Consider the following 20551-nt stretch of genomic DNA (forward strand, 5'->3'; position numbering starts at 1 on the left):
CGGCCGCCCTGGTCGGTACGGGCAGCCGGGTGCCGCCGCGGTGACACGAGTATGGCCCTCCACAGGGTTTCTGACGTACCGTCAATTCCCCTGTCGACCAGGAGGCCGCCGTGTCCCAGGACCGTCCCGTCGCGCTCGACGAGTACCCGATCCATCAGGCCCCGCTCTCGATGAAGCATGTCGTCACCGGCGACCGGAACGCCTACGACCGCTGCATCTTCCATGTGCTCGACCACGAGGGCCGCGCTCTGCTCATCGCCGGGCTCGGGGTCTACCCCAACGCCGGTGTCATCGACGCGTACGCCACCCTCAGGGCCGGCGACCGGCTGCACGCCGTGCGCGCCTCCGACGCGCTCGGGGACGACCGGATGCGCCTTGCCGTCGGGCCGCTGCGCATCACCGTCGAGGAGCCGCTGCGCCGGATCCGGCTGAGCTGTGAGGCCGATCCGGCGGACCCGGAGGCGCTCTCGTTCGACATCGTGTGGCAGGCCGGCTTTCCCGCCGTCTGGGAACCCCACCATGTGCAGCGCCGCGGGGAGCGGCTCACGCTCGAAGGGCGGCGCTTCGTCCAGGCCGGTCACTGCACGGGCACCATCCGGGCCGCCGGCGAGGAGACAGCCGTCACGGCAGGGGAGTGGACCGGCACCCGCGACCGCAGCTGGGGGGTGCGGCCCATACCGGGGGAGGAAGTCGGCCGCGCGGCCGAGCTCCGCCCGGAGGGCTTCCACTGGCTCTGGATGCCCGTCCGCTTCGACGACCGGTTCCTGATGGTCATCGCCCAGGAGGACGCCGACGGCTACCGCACGCTCAACGAGGCGGTCCTCGTGCGCGACGGCGAACGCGACGTACAACTCGGCTGGCCCCGGACCGACATCACCTACCGCCGCGGCACCCGCCACCCCGAACATGCGGTCGTGCACCTCACCGACCCGGACCGAAAGCCCCTCGAACTCGGCGTCGACATCCTCTGCTCGTCCCCGCTCGCCGTCGGCGCCGGCTATCCGCCCGCCACCGACTGGCAGCACGGCACCTGGCAGGGCCGCGGCTGGACCGACCGGCGCAGTTACGACCTGTCCGACCCGGCCGCCCATCCCATGGCGGCCTTCGGCGTCACCGACCACGCCGCCCGCTTCACCCTCGAAGGCCGGACCGGCTACGGGATCTTCGAGCACGGCAGCTTCGGCCGCCACGACCCCAGCGGCTTCACCGGCTAGGTCCTGTCCGGGCGATCTTCGCGGAACAGGCCGCGGCGTCAGATGCGGTACATCGCAAGGCGGAGGATCGCCCTCGTACTGGGCGTACTTGGGCGACTCCGACAACGCAGCGAGGTGCCGTAGCTGGCGTCGCGGCCCCGACAAGATCGCCCGGACAGGGCCTACGACTCCGTCGCCTGACCGGCGCCGTCCAGAACCCGCCCACCCGCGAGGAGCACCGCCATGGCCACCGCACCGCGCCCCCGCACCACCACCCGAGACCCCGGCGCGCTCACGCTCCGGCTGACCGCCTGGCTGGGCACCCGGCTGCCCGGTGCGCAGGTCACCGGCGTACGCGTCCCCGAGTCCAACGGCATGTCCAGCGAGACGCTGCTCTTCGACATCGACCACCCCGAACCACCCCTGCGCGCCTGCGCGTTGCGCCTCGCCGCGGACCCCGACGCGTACACGGTCTTCCCCGTCTACGATCTTCGCCGGCAGTACGAGACGATGCGCGACGTCGCCCGGCACACCGACGTTCCCGTGCCGCGCGTGCTCTGGCTGGAGGAGGACCCGGCGCACCTGGGCGCGCCCTTCTTCGTCATGGAGCGCGTCGAGGGCCGCGTCCCGCCGGACGTCATGCCCTATACGTACGAGGGGAATTGGCTGCACTCCGCGACCGACGCCGAGCGCGCCGCACTGGAGGAGTCCACGATCTCCCTCATCGCCCGTCTCCACGACCAGTACCCGGCCAGGGCCGCCGGGGACAGCGCGCTGCGGCGCCATGTGGAGGCCCAACGCGACTACTACGCCTGGGTGGTGGACGGACTGCCGCGCTCACCGCTCATCGAGAGCGCCTTCGACTGGCTGGAGGCGCACTGGCCCGCCGACGAGGGCCCCGCCGTACTCAACTGGGGTGATGCCCGTATCGGCAACATCATCTACGACGGCTTCGAACCCGCCGCCGTACTCGACTGGGAGATGGCGGCACTCGCGCCGCGCGAGGTCGACCTCGGCTGGACGGTCTACCTGCACCGGTTCTTCCAGGACCTGACCGTCACCTTCGGGCAGCCGGGACTGCCGGACTTCCTGCGCCGGGACCGCATCGAGCGCCGGTACGCCGAACTGACCGGGCACACACCGCGCGACATGGAATTCCACACCCTCTACGCGGCCCTGCGGCACGCCGTCGTGATGCTGCGCGTGGCATACCGCCAGGTGCACTTCAAAGAGGTGGAGGTGCCGGAGAACCCGGACCGGATGATCCTGCACCACGACAGCCTCGCCGCCATGGTGCAGGGAACGTACTGGTAGGACCCGGCCGTTCGGAGCGGCTCAGGCCGCCCGTCGCATCGGGGGCACCTTGATGGGCTGCGAGCCCGGACCGCCGACGTGCGAGAAGGGCTGCGTCCGCCAGTCGAGCCCCTGAGGCAGCGTCAGCAGCAGTGCGGTGTCCTGTTCCTGGACATCCAGCGATTCGTCGGCGGGACGCGCGTCCGCGGCCGGCCGGCCGGTCCCCGCGCAGACCGAGAGCACGAACGGGTTCCACGGCGTGGGGCACAGTGCGTGCTCCGGCAGGCGGTCCTCGTCGGCGAGCAGCGCGATCGGCTGCGCGCAGTCCGGGCAGATCACCCGGTACATCTCGAATGTGTCGTAGAAGTCCTGTTCGTCGTCCTCCTGGGGACCGACGGAAGCCGTGTCCTCGACGGGCGCGGGTTCGGTACGTCCGGCGCGCTTCACAATCTGCATGGAGATTCTCCCCCTCGGGTGGGCCGACCAGGCACTTACGGCCTCGACCACACCAAGCACTTCCCTGCGGGCTCCGAAGGTAACCGTGAGGTCTCGACGGACACGGCCACAGGGCTGTGGCGTTCGTCACATGCCCGCCGCAGGTGCCTGTCCGGAGGGTAGCCGACTGTGCCGGAAGTGACCTGGGGCAATAGGTTGACCGCATGGAGGAGCTGGATCGTCAGATCGTCGAGTTGCTCGTCAAGGACGGGCGCATGAGCTACACCGACCTGGGCAAGGCCACCGGCCTGTCCACCTCGGCGGTGCATCAGCGCGTGCGACGGCTCGAGCAGCGCGGCGTCATCCGGGGATACGCCGCCGTCGTGGACCCCGAAGAGGTCGGCCTGCCTCTCACCGCGTTCATCTCGGTGAAACCCTTCGACCCCAGCGCCCCGGACGACATCGCCGAGCGGCTGTCCGGCGTGTCCGAGATCGAGGCCTGTCACAGCGTCGCCGGCGACGAGAACTACATCCTCAAGGTCCGTGTCGGCACTCCGCTGGAGCTGGAGGAGCTGCTGAGCCAGATCCGCTCGCTGGCCGGGGTCTCGACGCGTACCACCGTGGTCCTCTCCACCCCGTACGAGGCGCGGCCGCCGCGTATCTAGGTCGTGTCCTTCAAAGTCCCGTCTGCCCGGCGGCGTCTGGCACGCCCGCTCGCTGCGTTGTCGTCAGTCGCCGATGCTCCGCATGGGCTCCTTCCTCCGCCTTGCGATCTCCCCCGTAGCCCTTCGGGCACGGGAGGTGCCCCCAGCACCGGACGCCGCCGGGCCCGCCCTACGGGCGGACGACGCTACTTTGAAGACACTCCCTAGGCTGTCTCCATGAGTGAGAGCGTGCCTCCGGCCGAACACCGCACCGTGCTGCTGCGCGGTGGAGACGTCCACAGTCCTGCCGACCCGTTCGCGACCGCCATGGTCGTCGAGCGCGGGCATGTCGCCTGGGTCGGCTCCGAGGGGGCTGCGGACGCCTTCGCCTCCGGGGTGGACGAGGTCATCGACCTGGACGGCGCGCTGGTCACCCCCGCGTTCGTCGACGCGCACGTGCACACCACCGCGACCGGGCTCGCCCTCACCGGCCTCGATCTGTCCGGCGCCGCCTCGCTCGCCGAGGCGGCCGAGCGCGTCCGGACGTACGCGGCGTCCCGGCCCGCCGACCGGATCCTCATCGGCCACGGCTGGGACGCGTCCCGCTGGCCCGAGCGGCGGCCGATCAGCCGGGACGAGCTGGACGAGCTCACCGGCGGCCGCCCGCTCTATCTCACCCGGATCGACGTCCACTCGGCCGTCGTCACCACGGCCCTGCTCGACCAGGTACCCGGCATCCGCGGCATGACCGGGTTCCGCGACGGTGAGCCGCTCACCGGGGACGCCCACCACGCGGTCCGCTCCGCCGCGTACGCCGCCGTGTCGCCGGAGCAGCGCGCCGAGGCCCAGCGTGCCGCGCTGCGCCAGGCCGCCTCCCTCGGTATCGGCACCGTCCACGAGTGCGGTGGCCCCGACATCTCCTCCGAGGACGACTTCACGGGCCTGCTCAAGACCGCGGCCGACGAGCCCGGCCCGCGTGTCGTCGGCTACTGGGCCGATACGGACGTGGAGCGGGCGAGGGCCCTCGGCGCCGCCGGCGCCGCCGGGGACCTCTTCGCCGACGGCTCGCTCGGCTCGCACACGGCCTGCCTCCACGAGCCGTACGCGGACGCCGCGCACTCCGGCGTCGCGCATCTCGACGCGGCCGCCGTGGCCGCGCATGTCACGGCCTGTACGGAGGCCGGACTCCAGGCCGGCTTCCACGCCATCGGCGACCACGCGATCACCAACGTCGTCGAAGGCATGCGGGCCGCCGCGTCCGCCCTGGGTCTCGCCCGCATCCGGGCCGCCCGCCACCGCGTCGAGCACGCCGAGATGCTCACCCCCCAGACCGTCGCCGCCTTCGCCGAGTACGGCCTCACCGCCTCCGTCCAGCCCGCCTTCGACGCGGCCTGGGGCGGCGACACCGGCATGTACGCCCAGCGCCTGGGCATCGAGCGCGCCCGCACCCTCAACCCGTACGCCGCGCTGCTGCGTGCCGGGGTCCCGCTGGCCTTCGGTTCGGACAGTCCGGTCACCCCGCTCGACCCCTGGGGCACCGTCCGCGCCGCCGCCTTCCACCGCACCCCCGAGCACCGGGTTTCGGTGCGCGCCGCCTTCACCGCCCACACCCGGGGCGGCTGGCGGGCGGCCGGACGGGACGACGCGGGCACCCTGGTACCCGGCGCACCCGCCGACTATGCGATCTGGCGCACCGACGAACTCGTCGTCCAGGCCCCCGACGACCGGGTCGCCCGCTGGTCGACCGACCCCCGCTCCGGCACCCCTGGCCTGCCCGATCTCACCCCCGGCAGGGCGCTCCCGGTGTGCCTGCGGACGGTGGTCTTCGGACAAACGGTCTACGTGCGACCGAACGAGTGACATCGGGATAATTCGCACCGTCAGTGACTGCTCCATGTGCTCCGTCGCGACCTGCGGATCTTCGTCGGTGACCAGCCGATTCGGTCAATCGCCGCAGATCGCACGACTGTTGACAGAGTGCGCCCGCAGGCCGGTAGGTTCGGCCGAGTCCACCACGGGACGTCCGGCCGGTCGAACCTCCACGCAGTCGTCGAACGCCGCTGGGTCATGGGGTGGTGCGCCGCGCCGGCGCACCTCCACTGGGAGCCAGGTTCAGCGCCCGCGCCTCGGGGGCGAGGGAAGGTTTCGGCCGGGTGGCAGGTGTGACCCGGGTGGGGCCCGGCGTTCAGTAGACAACGGCTTTCGGTCGACCCGCAGCCAGCGGATCCCGGGCCGGCCCGAAGGACGCCGGGCCCTGATCCGTTCCGCCGCCGTTGCGCTCACATACCCTGCTCACAGTCCGTGCCGCCGCAGCTCCGCGGCCGGCGCTCGCTATGGTGGGTCTCTGCGTACGGACGTTAAGGGGCAGCAGTGAACGACGGCGGTCAGAGGCGATACGGCCCGCTCGGCACAGCCTTGGTGATCATCCCGACCTACAACGAGGCGGAGAACATCGAGCCGATCGTCTCCCGGGTGCGCTCCGCCGTACCGGAGGCGGACATTCTGGTCGCCGACGACAACAGCCCGGACGGCACCGGCAAGATCGCCGACGAGCTCGCCTCCGAGGACGATCAGGTCCACGTCCTGCACCGCAAGGGCAAGGAGGGCCTCGGCGCGGCCTATCTCGCGGGCTTCCGCTGGGGGATCGAGAACGGCTACGGGGTCCTCGTCGAGATGGACGCGGACGGCTCCCACCAGCCCGAGGAACTGCCCCGGCTGCTCACCGCCCTCAAGGGCGCGGACCTCGTGCTCGGCTCCCGCTGGGTCCCCGGCGGCCGGATCGTGAACTGGCCCAAGTCCCGGGAGTTCATCTCCCGCGGCGGCAGCCTCTACTCGCGCGTGCTGCTCGACGTCCCGATCCGCGACGTCACCGGCGGCTTCCGGGCGTTCCGCAAGGAGACCCTGCAAGGACTCGGCCTGGACGACGTGGCCTCCGCCGGCTACTGCTTCCAGGTCGACCTGGCCCGCCGTGCCGTCGGTGCCGGCTTCCATGTCGTGGAGGTCCCGATCACCTTCGTCGAGCGCGTGCGGGGCGACTCCAAGATGAGCCGGGACATCCTCGTCGAGGCGCTGTGGCGGGTCACCGCCTGGGGCATCGCCGGCCGGGCCGGCAAGATCCTCGGGCGCAAGCGCTCCTGATCGCCCCTCCCGGTCCCGCGCCGGCGGACCAGGGCGGCGGCCTGCTCCAGGGCGGTGGCCGGGGTGAGGTCGGTGCTGGACGCTGCGCGACTGGGCGTCTGCCCCTTCGGCCGACGCCCACCAGCCCGAGCCTGTCGGGCTGCGCGACGGGCCGGGGAACCCGCCGCGCGACCATGGCCCGTAACGTAGCGGCAAGGTCGGACAACGGGCCCCGCCGCACGGTGTCAGGTCGACCAGACAACGCTGCCGTTGTACACGATGGCCACCTCGGCGTCGGCCCGGAGGACCAGCCGGGCGCCCCAGTAGCCGTCGCTGTTGGAGGCCCACATCACACGGTCGGAGGCGTCGTAGATGACGAGGTTGCCGTCGGGCTGGAAGATCGCCCGGTGGTTGTCGCCCAAGGTGTTGGACGCCCAGATGGGCTTGCCGTTCTCGTTGTAGACGACGAGGTTGCCGTCGGTCTGCATGATCATGCGGATGCGGTTGGTGGTCCAGGCCTGGTTGACCGCCAGGACACTCTCCGCGAAGACGGTCTGGGTGCCCCAGTTCGGCTTCGGGGCCGCCTTGGGCGTGGGCTTCGTGGGCTTCTTCTCGGGCGGGCTGCTCGTCTTGGGCTCCGGCGCGGGCACCACGCGCTTGGGGGTGGGGGCCTTCGGGGCCTCGCTCGTCTTCGGTTTCTCCTTGCTCGGGGACGAACTGGGCTTCTTGGCCACGTAATCGTCGGGGGCGGCGGGGGCGGAGTCCGGGTTGAGGACGGTTTCGGAGCCCTCCGCGGCCAGCCCCTTGGCGGTGCGCTGCCCCTCGTCCTTCGCGCCTCCGGCCAGCAGCAGGGGTATGGCGATCAGGGCGGCGCCGACGATCGCCGCCCCCGCCAGGATCGGCTTGCGGGGGCGTCCGCTGTCGACGCCGGTGCCGGCCTTGACGCCCGGCGGCACCGTCCCGACGGCCGCCGCCACGGCCAAGCCCTCCTCGGGCGCCTCGGGGGTCCTGGCGGCGGCGGCCGAGGGCGGGGGTGGGGCGGCGGCGGTCTCCCCGGTCGGGGGAGTGCCGGACTCCGCCTCGGGGGCTACGGCCGGGCTCGATGCGTTCTCATCCGGTGCGGAGGGGGCGGGCGGGGACCCGGCATTCCCTACGCGGGCGGCGGCTGCCTCCGCGTTCGCGCCGGGGGTGTGGTGCTGGGGGGACATGCGGTACTCCTCCTCGGTGGCGGAGCTGTCGGTGGTGGTGGGCAGGGACCCGCGCAGCGGCCGGGCCGGGCGCAAGCCGGTGAGCCTGGCGGGCGTTGGGCGAGTGCCGCGTCGAGGTGAGCCGGTTCGGCTCGGTCCCGGTCGTCGAGTTCCGGGTGACCCGCCGCGGTGGCGGCCGCAGGCCGATCCGACGCCTTTCCGAGCTGCGAGGTCCTCCCGTGCGGCCCTGGCCCGGACGTCCGGCCGGAGGGAACTGTACGTCGAAGGGTCCGAAGGTGGATCCAACTTAGCCCGTCACTCGGACAACAGCCGCTCCCCCCACCCCAAACGTCACGTCGCTTTATCCGCCCACGCCTCACTGCTCCCGGAATGTGGCGCACCCGGTCAGCCAACAGGCACGCAGATGTCCGAAATGGATCTTCGCCGGGCCGTCGCGAACAGGGCTCGTGTGGCATCCTGTTGGCTCCCCGATCTGATCAGTGTCGGCGTGCGCGCGCATGCTGTTCGGCACCCAGGAATTCGTACGGACCCAAGAGGTCAGGTGGAGATGCGGCCCGGAGAACGGCAAGAGGGCAGGCCTGACGCCGTGTCCGTGGTGCACGGTGACTTCGGCCCAACTGCCGCCCTCGAGACGCCCGTTGCCGACGCCACCGGGATACCCGAGGCCGTACGGGCTGCCGCTCGCCGGGCGCCGGGTCACTGGATCGGGATGGTGGACCCGGAGTGGACCGAGGAGCGGACGCCGCCGGAGTGGGCGGTGCTGGGGGAATGGCAGTCGGACGAGAGCGGAGGCGTGGGGGACTACCGCGCCAATCCGGCGTACCGGCCCTCGGCCCGGGTGCTCGGCTGGCCGGAGCCCACCGACCCGGTGGACTCGGCGGCGCAGCGGGCCGCCACCGGCTACGGCTCGGTGGACGAGGCGCTCGCGGCGCTCGCGGAGGCGGAGGTCACAGTGGTGCGCGGGCCGGACGGCGGGCCGCTCACGGCCGCCGGGCGGGACGGGGCACCAGTGGCGCTGCTGTTCACCTCGCCGGCACACGAGTTCATGTCCGCGGCACTTCTCCATGACACTCTTCCGGCACGGGAGTTGGCCCGTTCGCTGAGCGGTTCGGGCACCCTGCTGATGGTCAACGCCGCAGCCGCGGCCCCCTTGCTCGTCCCGGCGGACAGTCTGCTCGGGCTCGTACGCGGGCCGGGAGCCGAAGGGGTGCCCGCAGCGGATGTCGTGACGGAGGAGGGCTCCGGAGCCCTCTCCGGGACGGCGGACCGTACCGGTTCCCCGGCCCCCTCCGCCGACCGGGCCGACAGCTCTCCTGAGCCCTGGTCCCACATCACAGGGAGGACCCCGTGACGCGTTCGGCCCAGCACCCCCCACCTCCCGAGAGCGGAGTCGGGTATCGACGGTGAGGAGACGGCCGCGACCACCGACGGCACCATCCGCATCAAGGACACATGCCTGGACGCGCAAGTGCGTCGACATCAAGGACGACAACCGGGGCAACGGGGCCTGGCTGCAACTGTGGAGCTGCGCGGGCACCGGCAACCAGAAGGGGAGCGTCTGACCGGACGCCCCGGACCGGGGAGCACCGCTCTCGAAACCCGCCCGCCGTCAGGACGAGGCATGATGGCACCGTCGGATCGCCGACAAGCGCCCCCGGCGAAGTGGGGCGCCCGCTCAAGACGGCGCCGGAGCAAGGAGGTTGGTGCGTGTCGCGCCAGGTACTGACGGTCGGTCCCGGAGACCGGGAGCGCTACCGGACGATCGGTGAGGCACTCGCGGCTGCCCGTACCGGCGCGCTTATCAGCGTCCGGCCCGGGACGTACGCGGAGAACCTGGTGATCAACACCAGGGTGACCCTCACCGCCGCCGAGGGGCGGGGCACCGTGGAGATCCGGCCGCGCTCGGGCAGCGTGGTCGCGCTGCGCGCCGACGCCGTGATGCTGTCCGAACTGACCCTGCGCGGCGGCGACGCCGAGCTGCCGGCCGTGGACGTGCGGCGCGGGCAGGCCGCGTTCGACGGCTGCGAGGTCGTCGGCGCCGCCTGGACCGCGATGCTGGCCGGGGGCACCGGCTCACTCGCGCTGCGGGACTGCCGGGTGAGCAACCCGCAGGGCGCGGGCATCGTGGTCACCTCGACCACGCCCACCACCGTGGAGTCCTGCACCCTGGAGCACCTGGGCACCAGCGGCCTGGTCCTCTCCGAGCAGGGCGAGGCACGCATCCGCGGCTGCACGGTGCGCGACGCCCGCGGCAACGGCCTGCTCGCCAACGGCGAGGCCCGCGGCACCGTCGAGGACTGCGACATCTCCTCCACCGACAAGCCCTCCATCGCCCTGGAACAGAACTGCGCCCTCTCGGTGATCCGCACGGTGGTGCACGACACCAGCACCGGTGTGCACCTGAGCAGCGCCGGCCGTACGACGCTGGAGGACGTCCGCGTCACCGGAGCCTCCGGGAACGGGATCGCGCTGGCACGGGGCGCCGACCCGGTGCTGCGCCGCTGCCGCGTCTCGCGCACCCGCGGCCACGGCATGCTGGTCACTGACCGCGCACGCGGCACCTTCGAGGACTGCTGGGTGGACGGCGCGCAGGGCGTGGCGCTGCGGGTCGCCGGGGCCGCCTCCCCGGCGCTGACCGGCCTGACGGTCCGCGACTGCGACCAGACCGGGCTGCTCCTGGAGGAGGACTCGGCACCGGAGCTGGACCGCCTGGAGGTGATCGGCGGCTCGCCCGCGGTCGCGGTGCGCGGCGGCGCCAACCCGCTGCTGCGCCGGGCCCGACTGGTGGAGCCCTCCGGCGACGGAATCGCGGCCACCAAGGACGCCCGCGGCCGCGTCGAGGACTGCGAGATAGTCCGGCCGAACGGCGCCGGTGTGCGCGTGGGCTCCGGCAGCACCCTCTACCTGGCCGGTGGCGGGGTCTCCGACACCGCCACAAGCGGCATGGTCGTGGAGGACGGCGGCAACGTCACCGTCCGCGACTTCCGCGTCGAGATGTCCGGCGAGGAGGGCGTGGTGGTCGCCGCGGGCGGCGAGCTGACCGCCAACCGCACCACGGTGCACGCCCCCAAGGGCCACGGCTTCCTGCTCCGCGAGGGCGCGCTCGCCTCGCTCAGCGGCTGCGAGGTCTCGGGCGGCACACAGGACGGCTTCCGGGTGGAGTCCACCGCGCCGGTCTCGCTCGTGAACTGCCTCGCCCGGGAGAACGGGGGCGGCGGCCTGGTGCAGACCGCGCCCGGCGAACGCCTCGCAGTGGAGGGCCTGAAGAGCACAGGCAACGGCAAGCGGGACGCCTGGGGCACCGGCAGCGCCGAGAACACCGACCCCGCCGGCTCCGGCGCCGCGGACGCGCCCCCGCCGGACCGGGCGGACGGCCCGCTCGGTGCCCTCAACGCGCTGATCGGCCTGCAGAACGTCAAGCAGCAGGTGCGCACCCTGGTCAACTTGACCCAGCTCGCCCAGCGCCGCGAACAACTCGGCATGCCCGCCCCGCCGATGAGCCGACACCTGATCTTCGCCGGTCCGCCCGGCACCGGCAAGACCACCGTCGCCCGCCTCTACGGGGCGATCCTGGCCGAACTGGGCTCGCTGCGCAGCGGGCACCTGGTGGAGGTCTCACGCGCCGACCTGGTCGCTCAGGTCATCGGCGGCACCGCGATCAAGACCACCGAGACCTTCCAACGGGCGCTCGGCGGCGTGCTGTTCATCGACGAGGCGTACACGCTCACCGCCGACAGCGGCAACGGCGGCGCCGACTTCGGCCGCGAGGCGGTGGACACCCTGCTGAAACTGATGGAGGACCACCGCGACGACGTGGTGGTGGTCGCGGCCGGCTACTCCCGCGAGATGGAGTCCTTCCTCGGCTCCAACCCGGGCCTGGCCTCCCGCTTCTCGCGGACGGTCGAGTTCGAGAACTACTCGGTGCCCGAACTGGTCGCGATCATGGAGAACATGTGCGCCCAGCACCAGTACGAGCTGGGCGAGGGCACCGCGGCGGCGCTGGCCGCGCACTTCGGGGCGATGCCGAGGGATGCCGGCTTCGGCAACGGCCGTGCCGCGCGCGGGGTGTTCGAGGAGATGGTGGACAGGCAGGCGATCCGGCTCGCCACCCAGCAGCAGGTCGGCGAGCGCGACCTGCGGCTGCTGCTGCCGGAGGACGTCTCCGCCACCGCCGCCGCGAAGGCCGCTGAGACCGCTGCCCCGGACGATGACCCGCTGGCCCGCCTCGGCGACATGATCGGCCTGGCCGAGGTGAAGCGCGATGTCGCGGACCTGGTCAACCTCATCACCACCGCCCGCCACCGTGCCGCCGCCGGGCTGCCGGTGCCCTCGCTCAGCCATCACCTGGTTTTCACCGGACCGCCCGGCACCGGCAAGACCACCGTCGCCCGCCTCTACGGGGCGATCCTGACCCAGCTCGGCATCCTTGAGCGGGGCCAGCTGATCGAGGCGGCCCGCGCCGACCTGGTCGGCCGCTACATCGGCCACACCGCCCAGCTCACCCGCGAGGTCTTCGAACGGGCCCGTGGCGGCGTGCTGTTCATCGACGAGGCCTACACCCTCACCCCGCAGGGCGGCGGCGCCGACTTCGGCCAGGAGGCGGTGGACACCCTGCTGAAACTGATGGAGGACCACCGCGACGACGTGGTCGTCATCGTCGCCGGCTACACCGGCGAGATGGAGCGCTTCCTCGCCTCCAACCCGGGCCTTTCCTCCCGGTTCCCGCGCCGGATCGCCTTCGCCGACTACTCCTCCGAGGAACTGGTCACCATCGTGCGCGCCCAGGCCGCGAGCATGGGCTACGAGTGCGGACCCGGCACCGGCCCGCTGCTCAAGGAGTACTTCGACTCGCTGCCGCGGGACCGCTCCTTCGGCAACGCCCGCCTGGCTCGCCAGGTGGTCGAGTCGATGGTCACCCGTCAGGCAGGACGGCTCAGCTCGCTGGCCGCGCCCACCCTGGACGACCTGCGCATCCTCCTCCCCGAGGACGTCGCGGCCGCGGCCCCGAAGGCGGCTCCCCGATGAGGTCGCCCGCCCGCGGGGTTGCCCGCCTGCTGTCCGGCGCCGGCCTCGCCGCCGCCCTGCTGCTGCCCGCGGCCGTTCCGGCCCAGGCGGCACCCCTCTCGCGCATGCCGACGGCCGACGGGAAGAAGGGCCAGGAACTGCCCGGCATGCCCTCCGCGCTCGATCCGGAGGCCGAGCAGGTGGCCTGCACCCCCGCCTCCCGCGAGAAGGCGAAGAAGGAGGACTGGTCGCGCCGGCGCCTCGACCTGGACCGGCTGCACCGGCACAGCACCGGTGCGGGCGTGACCGTCGCGCTGATCGACACCGGTGTCGCCCCCGGCGCCGCAGGGCTCAGCGGCCGGGTCTCCGCCCGGGGCGCGGCCGGTGACGACTGCGTCGGGCACGGTACGTTCCTGGCCGGGCTGATCGCCGGGACCGGCGGGGACGACCCGCGCCTGGCCGGGGTGGCCCCGGGCGCGAAGATCCTGGCCCTGCGCGGCACCGACCCGCGCGGTCAGGCAAGCCCCGGCCTGGTCGTGGAGGCGCTGCGCGAGGCGACCGCCGCCCGGGCCGAGGTGATCGCGGTCGCGGTGGCCCTGCCGCGCCGTGACGAGGAGCTGACCCGTGCGGTCGCCGAGGCCCGCCGCGCGGGCGCGGTGGTGGTCGCCGCCGCCACCCCGGACCCGCCCCGGGACGGCACCGACGAGATCCCGTCCCGCACCTACTGGCCGGCCGGTGAACCCGGCGTCATCTCGGTCGCCGACATGCTTCCCGGCGGCGCCCGCCCGGACGGCTCCCTGCCCACCGATGGCATCGACCTGGCCGTCCCCGGTGCCGGGGTGGTCTCCGGCGGCCCGCGCGGCGACGGCCACTACCTCGGCGGCGGCGCTTCGGTGGCCACCGCCTACGCCGCCGGGGCCGCCGCGGTTGTCCGCGCCGTGCGTCCCGACGAGTCGCCCGACGCCGTCACGCGCCGTCTGACGGCCACCGCCTACCCCGCCGACATCCCCCAGCTGGACCCCTACGCCGCCGTCACCACGGTCCTCGGCGACTCCGGTGCGTCGGCCGGCGCCGAGCGCGCCGCGGATCCCGTGACTGTCCGCGACACCTCCGCCGCCGACCGAGCCACCAGCCGCGCCACCCTCGTCGTCCTCCTCGGCTCCGCCGCCGGCCTCGCCGTCCTCTGGGCCGGTTTCGCCTTCTCCCGGGCCCGCGCTCGGGGATGGCGTCCGGCGGGGGCGGGGGGCACCGGGGAGCAATGAGCTGAACCCCGGGGGAGGGGGATGTCCGAGGCGTGCCGAGGGAGGCTGGTGAGGGGGAGTGGTCCGCCCCGGTGTCAGGACGGCCCCGCAGACCGCGAGACTCCCCTCTGTCGCTGAGAGCGTTCCCCCCCCGGTGCCGTACGGGCGAGGAAGGCCGCGCCCTGTCCCGTGCGAGCGGGAACCGGCCGGGCACCCGCTGTGGAGGGGCCATCGCGGAACCGCAGCGGTCCACTCCGGACGCAGCGGTCCACTCCGGAACCGCGGACGGGGGCCATTCCCAGGTGGCCCCCGCTGCCGCTGCGTACTCCGTCTTCTCGCGTTCCCTCAGCCCTCCTGCCCCTGGCTCTCCTCCACCAGTGCCGTCTGCATCAACCGCGCCCGGCGGCGGGCGATGTGAAGGGCCCGGCCGGGAGGGAGGTTGAGGGGTTTCGCGTTGCCGAAGAGACGGCCTTCCGTGGGCGGGCAGGAGAGAAGGACGGCGGGATTGTTGGCCTCGTCGATACGACGGACGAGGGCGTCGCTGAGACCGCGGCCGGCGCCCATGGCGCTGCGGGCGACGACCAGGTGCAGGCCCATCTCGAAGCCGAGGGTCAAACTCTCGAAGAGCGGCTCGAAGGGACTCTGGAAGGAGTTGCCGGAGACCATGTCGTAGTCGTCGACCAGGATGAACAGACGCGGGCCGGTCCACCAGTCGCACCGGCGCATGCGGGCGGGGGCGATGTCCGCGCCGGGGACGCGGGTCTTCATCGCGCGGGCCGCGCCTTCGATGGTCTCCTTGACGTTGTCCAGGGAGATCGCGTGACCGATGCGGTACTCCTCGGGGACGGCGTCCACCAGGGTGCGGCGGTAGTCCACCACGATGATCTTCGCCTCGTCCGGGGCGTAGCGGGCCGTGATGCCGTTGGTGATGCAGCGCAGCAGGTTGGTCTTGCCGCTCTCGGTGTCGCCGACCACGATCAGGTGCGGGGTACGGCTGAAGTCGTGCCAGACCGGTTCCAGGCTGTCCTGGTCGATACCGAGCGCGAGACGCATGCCGCCGCCCTCGGTGGCCTCGGGCGCGGGGAGTTCGGCGAGCGGGAGCCGGTGCGGCAGCATCCGGATCTGCGGGGCGGGTGCGCCGGACCAGTGCCGTGAGACCTCCGCGACCAGGTGGGCGACGCCGTCACCGAGGTCGTCGAGGGAGCCGCTGCCGTCCAGGCGGGGCAGGCCGGCGAGGAAGTGCATCTTGCTGTCGGCGGTGATACCGCGGCCGCCGCTGCGCGGCACCGAGCGGGCCTTGCGGGTGTCGATCTCGGAGTCCATCGGGTCGCCCATCCGCAGTTCGAGGCGGGTGGCGGCCTGGTCGCGGACCTGGGCGGACAGCTCCACCCAGCGAGTGGTGGTGATGAGCAGGTGGATGCCGTAGTTGAGACCGCGGGCGGCGAGTTCGTTGAACTTCGGGATCAGGTCGTCATAGTCCTGGCGGACCGTGGACCAGCCGTCGACCACCATGAACACGTCGCCGAAGGGCTCGTCGGGAAACTCCCCGGCGGCCCGGCGACGGCGGTAGGACTGCATGGAGTCGAGGGTGTGGTCCACGAAGAACTGCTCGCGGCGGGCGAGCAGCGTCATCACTTCGGCGACGGCCCGGTGCACCCGCTCCGGGTTGAGCCGCGGCGCGACACCGCCGACGTGGGGGAGCGCGGCGAGCTGGGAGAGGCCGCCGCCGCCGAAGTCGAGGCAGTAGAACTGGATCTCGGCGGGGGTGTGGGTGAGGGCGAGGGCGGAGATCAGTGTGCGGGCAAGGGTGGATTTGCCGCTCTGGGAGCCGCCCGCGATGGCGACGTGTCCGCCGGCCCCGGAGAGGTCCACGATCAGCGGGTCGCGGCGCTGTTCGAAGGGCTTGTCCACCAGGCCGACCGGGACCCGCAGCCTGCCGGTCCCGGACCAGCCGGCGGCGGTGAGGCCGCGCTCGGGGTCGGGGGCGATGCCGGGCAGCAGGGCGTCCAGCGGGGACGGCTCGTCCAGCGGCGGCAGCCACACCTGGTGGGCGGCCGGGCCGGAGTCACGCAGCCGGTCGAGGGCCACGTCGAGCAGGGTCTCCTCGTCGCCCGACTCCTCGGTCTCCGGCTCCGGGTCGGGCGAGGCCAGGGTGCGCGGCACCACCCAGCCGCTGGTCCACGGCACCACCTGGCTGGCCACCCGGGCCTGGACCACCGCGCCGGTGCGGCGCCGGTAGGTGCCGGAGGAGTAGGCGGCGCGGAACCGGATCAGGGACTCCACGCCGGACTTCAGGTAGCCGCTGCCGGGCTGGGCGGGGAGCTCGTAGGCGTCCGGCACGCCGAGCACGCCGCGGCTCTCCATGGCGGAGAAGGTACGCAGGCCGACGCGGTACGACAGGTGGCTCTCCAACTGGTGCATGCGGCCTTCGTCCAGGCGCTGCGAGGCGAGCAGCAGGTGCACCCCGAGGGAGCGGCCGAGGCGGCCGATCATCACGAACAGGTCCATGAACTCCCGGTGAGCGGAGAGGAGTTCGCTGAACTCGTCGACCACGACGAACAGGCTGGGCAGCGGGGTGAGGTCGGCCCCGGCGGCGCGGGCCCGCTCGTACTCCAGGGCGGAGGTGTAGTTGCCGGCGGCGCGCAACAGCTCCTGGCGGCGCATCAGTTCGCCGTGCAGGGCGTCCTGCATGCGTTCCACCAGGGCGACTTCGTCGGCGAGGTTCGTGATGACGGCGGAGGTGTGCGGGAGTTCCTCCAGGCCGAGGAAGGTGGCGCCGCCCTTGAAGTCGACCAGGATGAAGTTGAGGGTCTCGGAGGAGTTGGTGAGGGCGAGACCGAGGACGAGGGTGCGCAGGAGTTCGCTCTTGCCGGAGCCGGTGGCGCCGATGAGCATGCCGTGCGGGCCCATGCCTCCTTGCGCGGACTCCTTGATGTCGAGTTCCACCGGGCGGCCGTCCACGCCGACCGCGATCGGCACCCGCAGCCGGGCGGAGCCGGTGTGCCGGTCGAAGAGAGTGTCCGGGTCGTGCCGGTGCAGGTCGGGGATGCCGAGCAGGGTGGTCAGCTCGACGTCGGTGTCCAGCGGCTGCGCGATGTCGGTGCCAAGACTCATCCGGCGGGAGGTGAGCAGCCTGGCCAGTGATTCCGCGCCGAGCGGGCCGAGCCGGTCCGGCCGGCCGAGCGGCACGGAGCGCTCCTTGCGGCTGCGGTCGGTGCGCACCAGGCTCACCTGGTCGGGCCCGACGGTCAGCCGCAGCGTGTTGCGGCCGGGCCGCCAGCGCAGCGCCCCGGAGACGTCGATGGCCAAGGCGTTGCGGTAGCCGTGGCCCTCCCAGCGATGGCCCTCAGGGACGGTGACGCCGTCCAGGACGATGACGGTGTAGGGCTCGTCACGGCCGGGGCGGGCGTCCGGGTCGAAGCCGGGGCGCTCGGCGAACTCGACACCGAGCAGGTCGTCCAGTTCGGTGAGGTCGGCAGTGATCCGGCGGACCTGGCCGGCGCCGTCCTCCTCGTGCGGGTGCAGCGCGTGCGGCAGCCACTTGACCCACTCCCAGTCGGGCCGCCGCTCGTCGCTGACGCAGACGGCGAGCCACAGCTCCTCGGGCGCGTGGAACACCGCGAGCTGCCCGAGCACGGCGCGCACCAGGGCGCGTACCGCGTCGGCGCCGGGGCCGACGGCCGGGCCGCCGCCCTCGGCCTCGCCGCTCTCCCCGTTCGACGAGGTGCCCGGCTCGAAGGGATCCGCGCCGGGTGTCTCCTCGGGGCGCAGCACGACCCGGGCGGAGGAGCGGAGGTAGAGGCCGAGGGGTTGTTCGGGGATGGTGGAGTAGGCGCGGATGAAGCGGCGCAGAGCGTGCGCGCAGAGCGGTTCGAGGTCCTCCACCGGGCGGGTGGAGACCGGGTTCAGGGTGAGTGCCATCTGCTGCTCGCCGACCGCGAGACGGACCTCGCCGAAGTCCTCGTCGGCCGGGCGGCGTTCCCACAGCCGAGAGGTGCGGGCCACGGAGCGGAGCGAGGCGGGCTCCGGGTGGCGCCAGGCGAGCGCCCGCTGCTGCTCCGCGATGGTGGTCCGGACCCGCTTGCGGGTCTGCGCCAGGTAGCGGAGGTAGTCCCGGCGTTCGCCCTTCAGGCGCTGCTTGCGCTCGCTGGAGCGGCGTACCACCTGCCCCAGCAGCATGGCACCGGCGGAGAGCGCCATGACGCCCATCGCCAGATACATGAAGACGCCGTTCCCGCCGCCGGGGCGCAGGAACATCAGCATCATCGACACCGACATCAGCGCCATCGGCAAATAGGTCCATATCGCCGAGGTGTCCGGCACCGTCTCGGCGAGGACCGGCGGCTCCTGGAGGGTCAATTGCCCCTCGGGCATCTCCGGTCCGCGCCTGCGGGCCGGCCGGCGAAACAGCACCACACTCAAGGAACAGCACCTCCGGGTTTCACTGGCTTTCCGGCCCGTACCGAATACCGGCGCACCTGGTCATTGAAAAGACCACAACGCGCTGATTCTCCGGGTCCCGCGTGAGGCGGTGAACACCGGGTGAATACTTCGAGCACATGGCGGCGGACGGTCAACTCCCGTGTTGTTGAACTCCATACCGAACAACGAGTCCGGTCCGCAGCACGATCGGGCGGGCGTAGGCAGTAGTCTGCATTCACGGAACGCGACCTGTCCACGCGGGAGAGATGTCGACGGGCGCGCGGACACAATTCCTCTGCCCGGCCGGCCCGGTTCCTGGCCTCGCGGGCCTTCCGTACTCTTCACACATCCCTTTCCCGAGGGAAGTCCTCCTGCCAACGCCTTCACGGAAGACGAGAGTTCAGCTGATGACCGACAGCGCGGTGGCCGAACTGTGCCGCCTGACCGTACGTGCGCCGAGCGTCTCCGTCGATCTGGCCGTGCCCGCCGACGTGCCGGTCGCCGATCTCCTGCCCACGCTGCTGCGTTTTGTCGGCGAGGAGGCCGAGGAGGCCGGACTCGACCACGCCGGCTGGGTGCTCCAGCGCCTCGGCGACCCCCCGCTCGACGAGGAGACCACCCTCGCCGGCGCCGGGCTCGCCGACGGTGCCGTGCTCTACCTGCGCCCGCACACCGAGGCGCTTCCCGAGGCCCGGCTCGACGACCTGGTGGACGGGATAGCCGAGACCGCGGGCCGACGGCTGCACAACTGGAGCCCCGGCGCGGCCCGCGGGTTGCTGGTGGGCACCGCGGTGGCGGCCGTGGTGGCCGCCCTCACGCTGGTGATCTGGCCCGGGGTGACCGGCTCCGGTTCCTCCCGGGCCGCCTGCGCGGCCGTGGCCGGGCTGCTGCTGCTCGCGGGCGCGGGCTCGGCCAGCCGCGCGGTCGGCGACCGCCTCTCCGCGACCGCGCTCGGCCTGCTGGTCGCGCCCTGCCTGGCACTGGCCGGCTGGTTGCTGCCCGGCGGCGACCTGACTGGCCCGGACGCGGCGCGGGTCGCGGGCGCGCGGCTGCTCGCGGCGGGCGCGGCGGGTGCGGGCGGCGCGGTCCTCGCGCTCGCCGCCACCGCGGTCGGCGCCCCGGCCCTCCTGGCCACCGCGGTGGTCTCGGCGGCCGTAGCGATCGCCGGGACCCTGATGGGTTACAGCGACCTGGACGTGCCGGCCGCAGCGGCGCTGGTGGCGACGTTTGTCGCGCTCAGCGCCGGGGCGGTGGCGCCGTTCGCCTTCAAGCTGGCCGGGATGCGGATGCCGGCGCTGCCGTCCTCCGCCAGTCAGCTCCAGGAGGGCATCGAGCCCTACGCGGGTGGCGAGGTCGCCGAGCGCACCGAGCTGGCCGGGCGCTGGGTCACCGCGCTCTTCGCCGCCACCGGCACCGTCGCCGCGGCCGCCCTGGTCGTCCTCGCCGAGCACCCGGACCTGCCCGAGGTGCTGACCTCCCTCACGCTGAGCCTGCTGCTGCTCCTGCACTGCCGCGGCCTGGTGCACATCGGGCAGCGGCTGACCCTGGCCGTGCCCGGCATCTGTGGGCTGTTGCTGCTCGCCCGCGCCTGGGCGGTGGACAACCACAGCGGCGGGCGCGTGGTCGTCTTCGCGGTGCTGCTCGCCGCCGCGGCCGCAAGCGTGATCGCCTCCTGGACGGTGCCCGGCCGCCGTGTGCTGCCGTACTGGGGCCGCGCGGCGGAACTGGCGCACACCGGCTTCGCAGTGGCGCTGCTGCCGCTCAGCCTCTGGGTGGCGGGGCTCTTCGGCTGGCTGCGCGGCCTGTTCGGCTAGGGCCTGTCGTTCGGATCAGGCCGGCAGCGACATCTGCGGCTACCGCCGCGGGGCGAGCGGGGTCTGGCGCGTGCAGCAAGGCGGCGGAGGGAGCCACTGCGGAGCATTGGCGACTGACGACAACGCAGCAGATGTGCGTGCCAGGGCACGCGAGCCCGGCAAGATCCGAACGACAGGCCC

12 protein-coding genes are annotated in these 20551 nt (G+C 72.9%); 9 read left to right on the plus strand and 3 right to left on the minus strand.

Annotation, left to right across the window (positions count from 1 at the left end):
* Window positions 1–110 precede the first annotated feature (110 nt).
* Window positions 111–1214, plus strand: a complete 1104-nt coding sequence (locus tag ACWGI8_RS17780) for a hypothetical protein (RefSeq protein WP_453661923.1) — start codon at window positions 111–113, stop codon at window positions 1212–1214.
* A gap of 222 nt (window positions 1215–1436) precedes the next feature.
* Window positions 1437–2507, plus strand: a complete 1071-nt coding sequence (locus tag ACWGI8_RS17785) for a phosphotransferase family protein (RefSeq protein ID WP_453661925.1) — start codon at window positions 1437–1439, stop codon at window positions 2505–2507.
* A 21-nt stretch (window positions 2508–2528) separates the two neighbouring features.
* On the opposite strand, the gene ACWGI8_RS17790 is transcribed toward ACWGI8_RS17785, so the two are convergent.
* Window positions 2529–2942 carry a hypothetical protein gene (locus ACWGI8_RS17790; RefSeq protein WP_453661927.1) on the minus strand — a complete coding sequence of 138 codons (414 nt, stop codon included), beginning with the start codon at window positions 2940–2942 and terminating at the stop codon, window positions 2529–2531.
* Between the two features lie 203 nt (window positions 2943–3145).
* Between ACWGI8_RS17790 and ACWGI8_RS17795 the strand changes: the two genes are divergently transcribed.
* From ACWGI8_RS17795 to ACWGI8_RS17805, 3 genes are all read left to right on the plus strand, one after another.
* On the plus strand, window positions 3146–3586 hold the full coding sequence (locus ACWGI8_RS17795) for an Lrp/AsnC family transcriptional regulator (RefSeq protein WP_453661929.1): 441 nt from the start codon (window positions 3146–3148) through the stop codon (window positions 3584–3586).
* A 216-nt stretch (window positions 3587–3802) separates the two neighbouring features.
* A complete protein-coding gene (locus ACWGI8_RS17800) occupies window positions 3803–5425 on the plus strand; it encodes an amidohydrolase (RefSeq protein ID WP_453661931.1) in 1623 nt (540 codons plus the stop codon).
* A 510-nt stretch (window positions 5426–5935) separates the two neighbouring features.
* Window positions 5936–6703, plus strand: coding sequence for a polyprenol monophosphomannose synthase (locus tag ACWGI8_RS17805; RefSeq protein ID WP_453661933.1), 768 nt, complete (start codon window positions 5936–5938; stop codon window positions 6701–6703).
* 224 nt (window positions 6704–6927) lie between these two features.
* Here ACWGI8_RS17805 and ACWGI8_RS17810 read toward each other — a convergent pair whose 3' ends face one another.
* Window positions 6928–7965, minus strand: coding sequence for a mannose-binding protein (locus tag ACWGI8_RS17810; RefSeq protein ID WP_453661934.1), 1038 nt, complete (start codon window positions 7963–7965; stop codon window positions 6928–6930).
* Window positions 7966–8437: 472 nt separating this feature from the next.
* Here ACWGI8_RS17810 and ACWGI8_RS17815 point away from each other — a divergent pair, with 472 nt between their 5' ends.
* From ACWGI8_RS17815 to ACWGI8_RS17825, 3 genes are all read left to right on the plus strand, one after another.
* Window positions 8438–9241: a type VII secretion system-associated protein gene (locus ACWGI8_RS17815; protein WP_453661944.1), complete on the plus strand. Its 804-nt coding sequence runs from the start codon at window positions 8438–8440 to the stop codon at window positions 9239–9241.
* Between the two features lie 356 nt (window positions 9242–9597).
* A complete protein-coding gene (locus ACWGI8_RS17820; protein ID WP_453661936.1) occupies window positions 9598–12915 on the plus strand; it encodes a right-handed parallel beta-helix repeat-containing protein in 3318 nt (1105 codons plus the stop codon).
* A complete protein-coding gene (locus tag ACWGI8_RS17825) occupies window positions 12912–14156 on the plus strand; it encodes a S8 family serine peptidase (protein ID WP_453661938.1) in 1245 nt (414 codons plus the stop codon). The genes ACWGI8_RS17820 and ACWGI8_RS17825 overlap by 4 nt, the downstream gene beginning before the upstream one ends.
* A 324-nt stretch (window positions 14157–14480) precedes the next feature.
* Here ACWGI8_RS17825 and eccCa read toward each other — a convergent pair whose 3' ends face one another.
* A complete protein-coding gene (gene eccCa / locus ACWGI8_RS17830; RefSeq protein WP_453661940.1) occupies window positions 14481–18557 on the minus strand; it encodes a type VII secretion protein EccCa in 4077 nt (1358 codons plus the stop codon).
* Between the two features lie 407 nt (window positions 18558–18964).
* Here eccCa and eccD point away from each other — a divergent pair, with 407 nt between their 5' ends.
* Window positions 18965–20371, plus strand: a complete 1407-nt coding sequence (gene eccD, locus ACWGI8_RS17835) for a type VII secretion integral membrane protein EccD (protein WP_453661942.1) — start codon at window positions 18965–18967, stop codon at window positions 20369–20371.
* Window positions 20372–20551 lie beyond the last annotated feature (180 nt).

It is taken from the genome of Streptomyces sp. NPDC054841 (assembly GCF_053611045.1).

Bases quoted from the DNA above. Each gene is read 5' to 3' on its own strand.
- ACWGI8_RS17785 (WP_453661925.1), top strand. From the start codon at position 1,437: ATGGCCACCGCACCGCGCCCCCGCACCACCACCCGAGACCCCGGCGCG.
- ACWGI8_RS17790 (WP_453661927.1), bottom strand. From the start codon at position 2,942: ATGCAGATTGTGAAGCGCGCCGGACGTACCGAACCCGCGCCCGTCGAG.
- ACWGI8_RS17795 (WP_453661929.1), top strand. From the start codon at position 3,146: ATGGAGGAGCTGGATCGTCAGATCGTCGAGTTGCTCGTCAAGGACGGG.
- ACWGI8_RS17800 (WP_453661931.1), top strand. From the start codon at position 3,803: ATGAGTGAGAGCGTGCCTCCGGCCGAACACCGCACCGTGCTGCTGCGC.
- ACWGI8_RS17815 (WP_453661944.1), top strand. From the start codon at position 8,438: ATGCGGCCCGGAGAACGGCAAGAGGGCAGGCCTGACGCCGTGTCCGTG.
- ACWGI8_RS17825 (WP_453661938.1), top strand. From the start codon at position 12,912: ATGAGGTCGCCCGCCCGCGGGGTTGCCCGCCTGCTGTCCGGCGCCGGC.
- eccD (WP_453661942.1), top strand. From the start codon at position 18,965: ATGACCGACAGCGCGGTGGCCGAACTGTGCCGCCTGACCGTACGTGCG.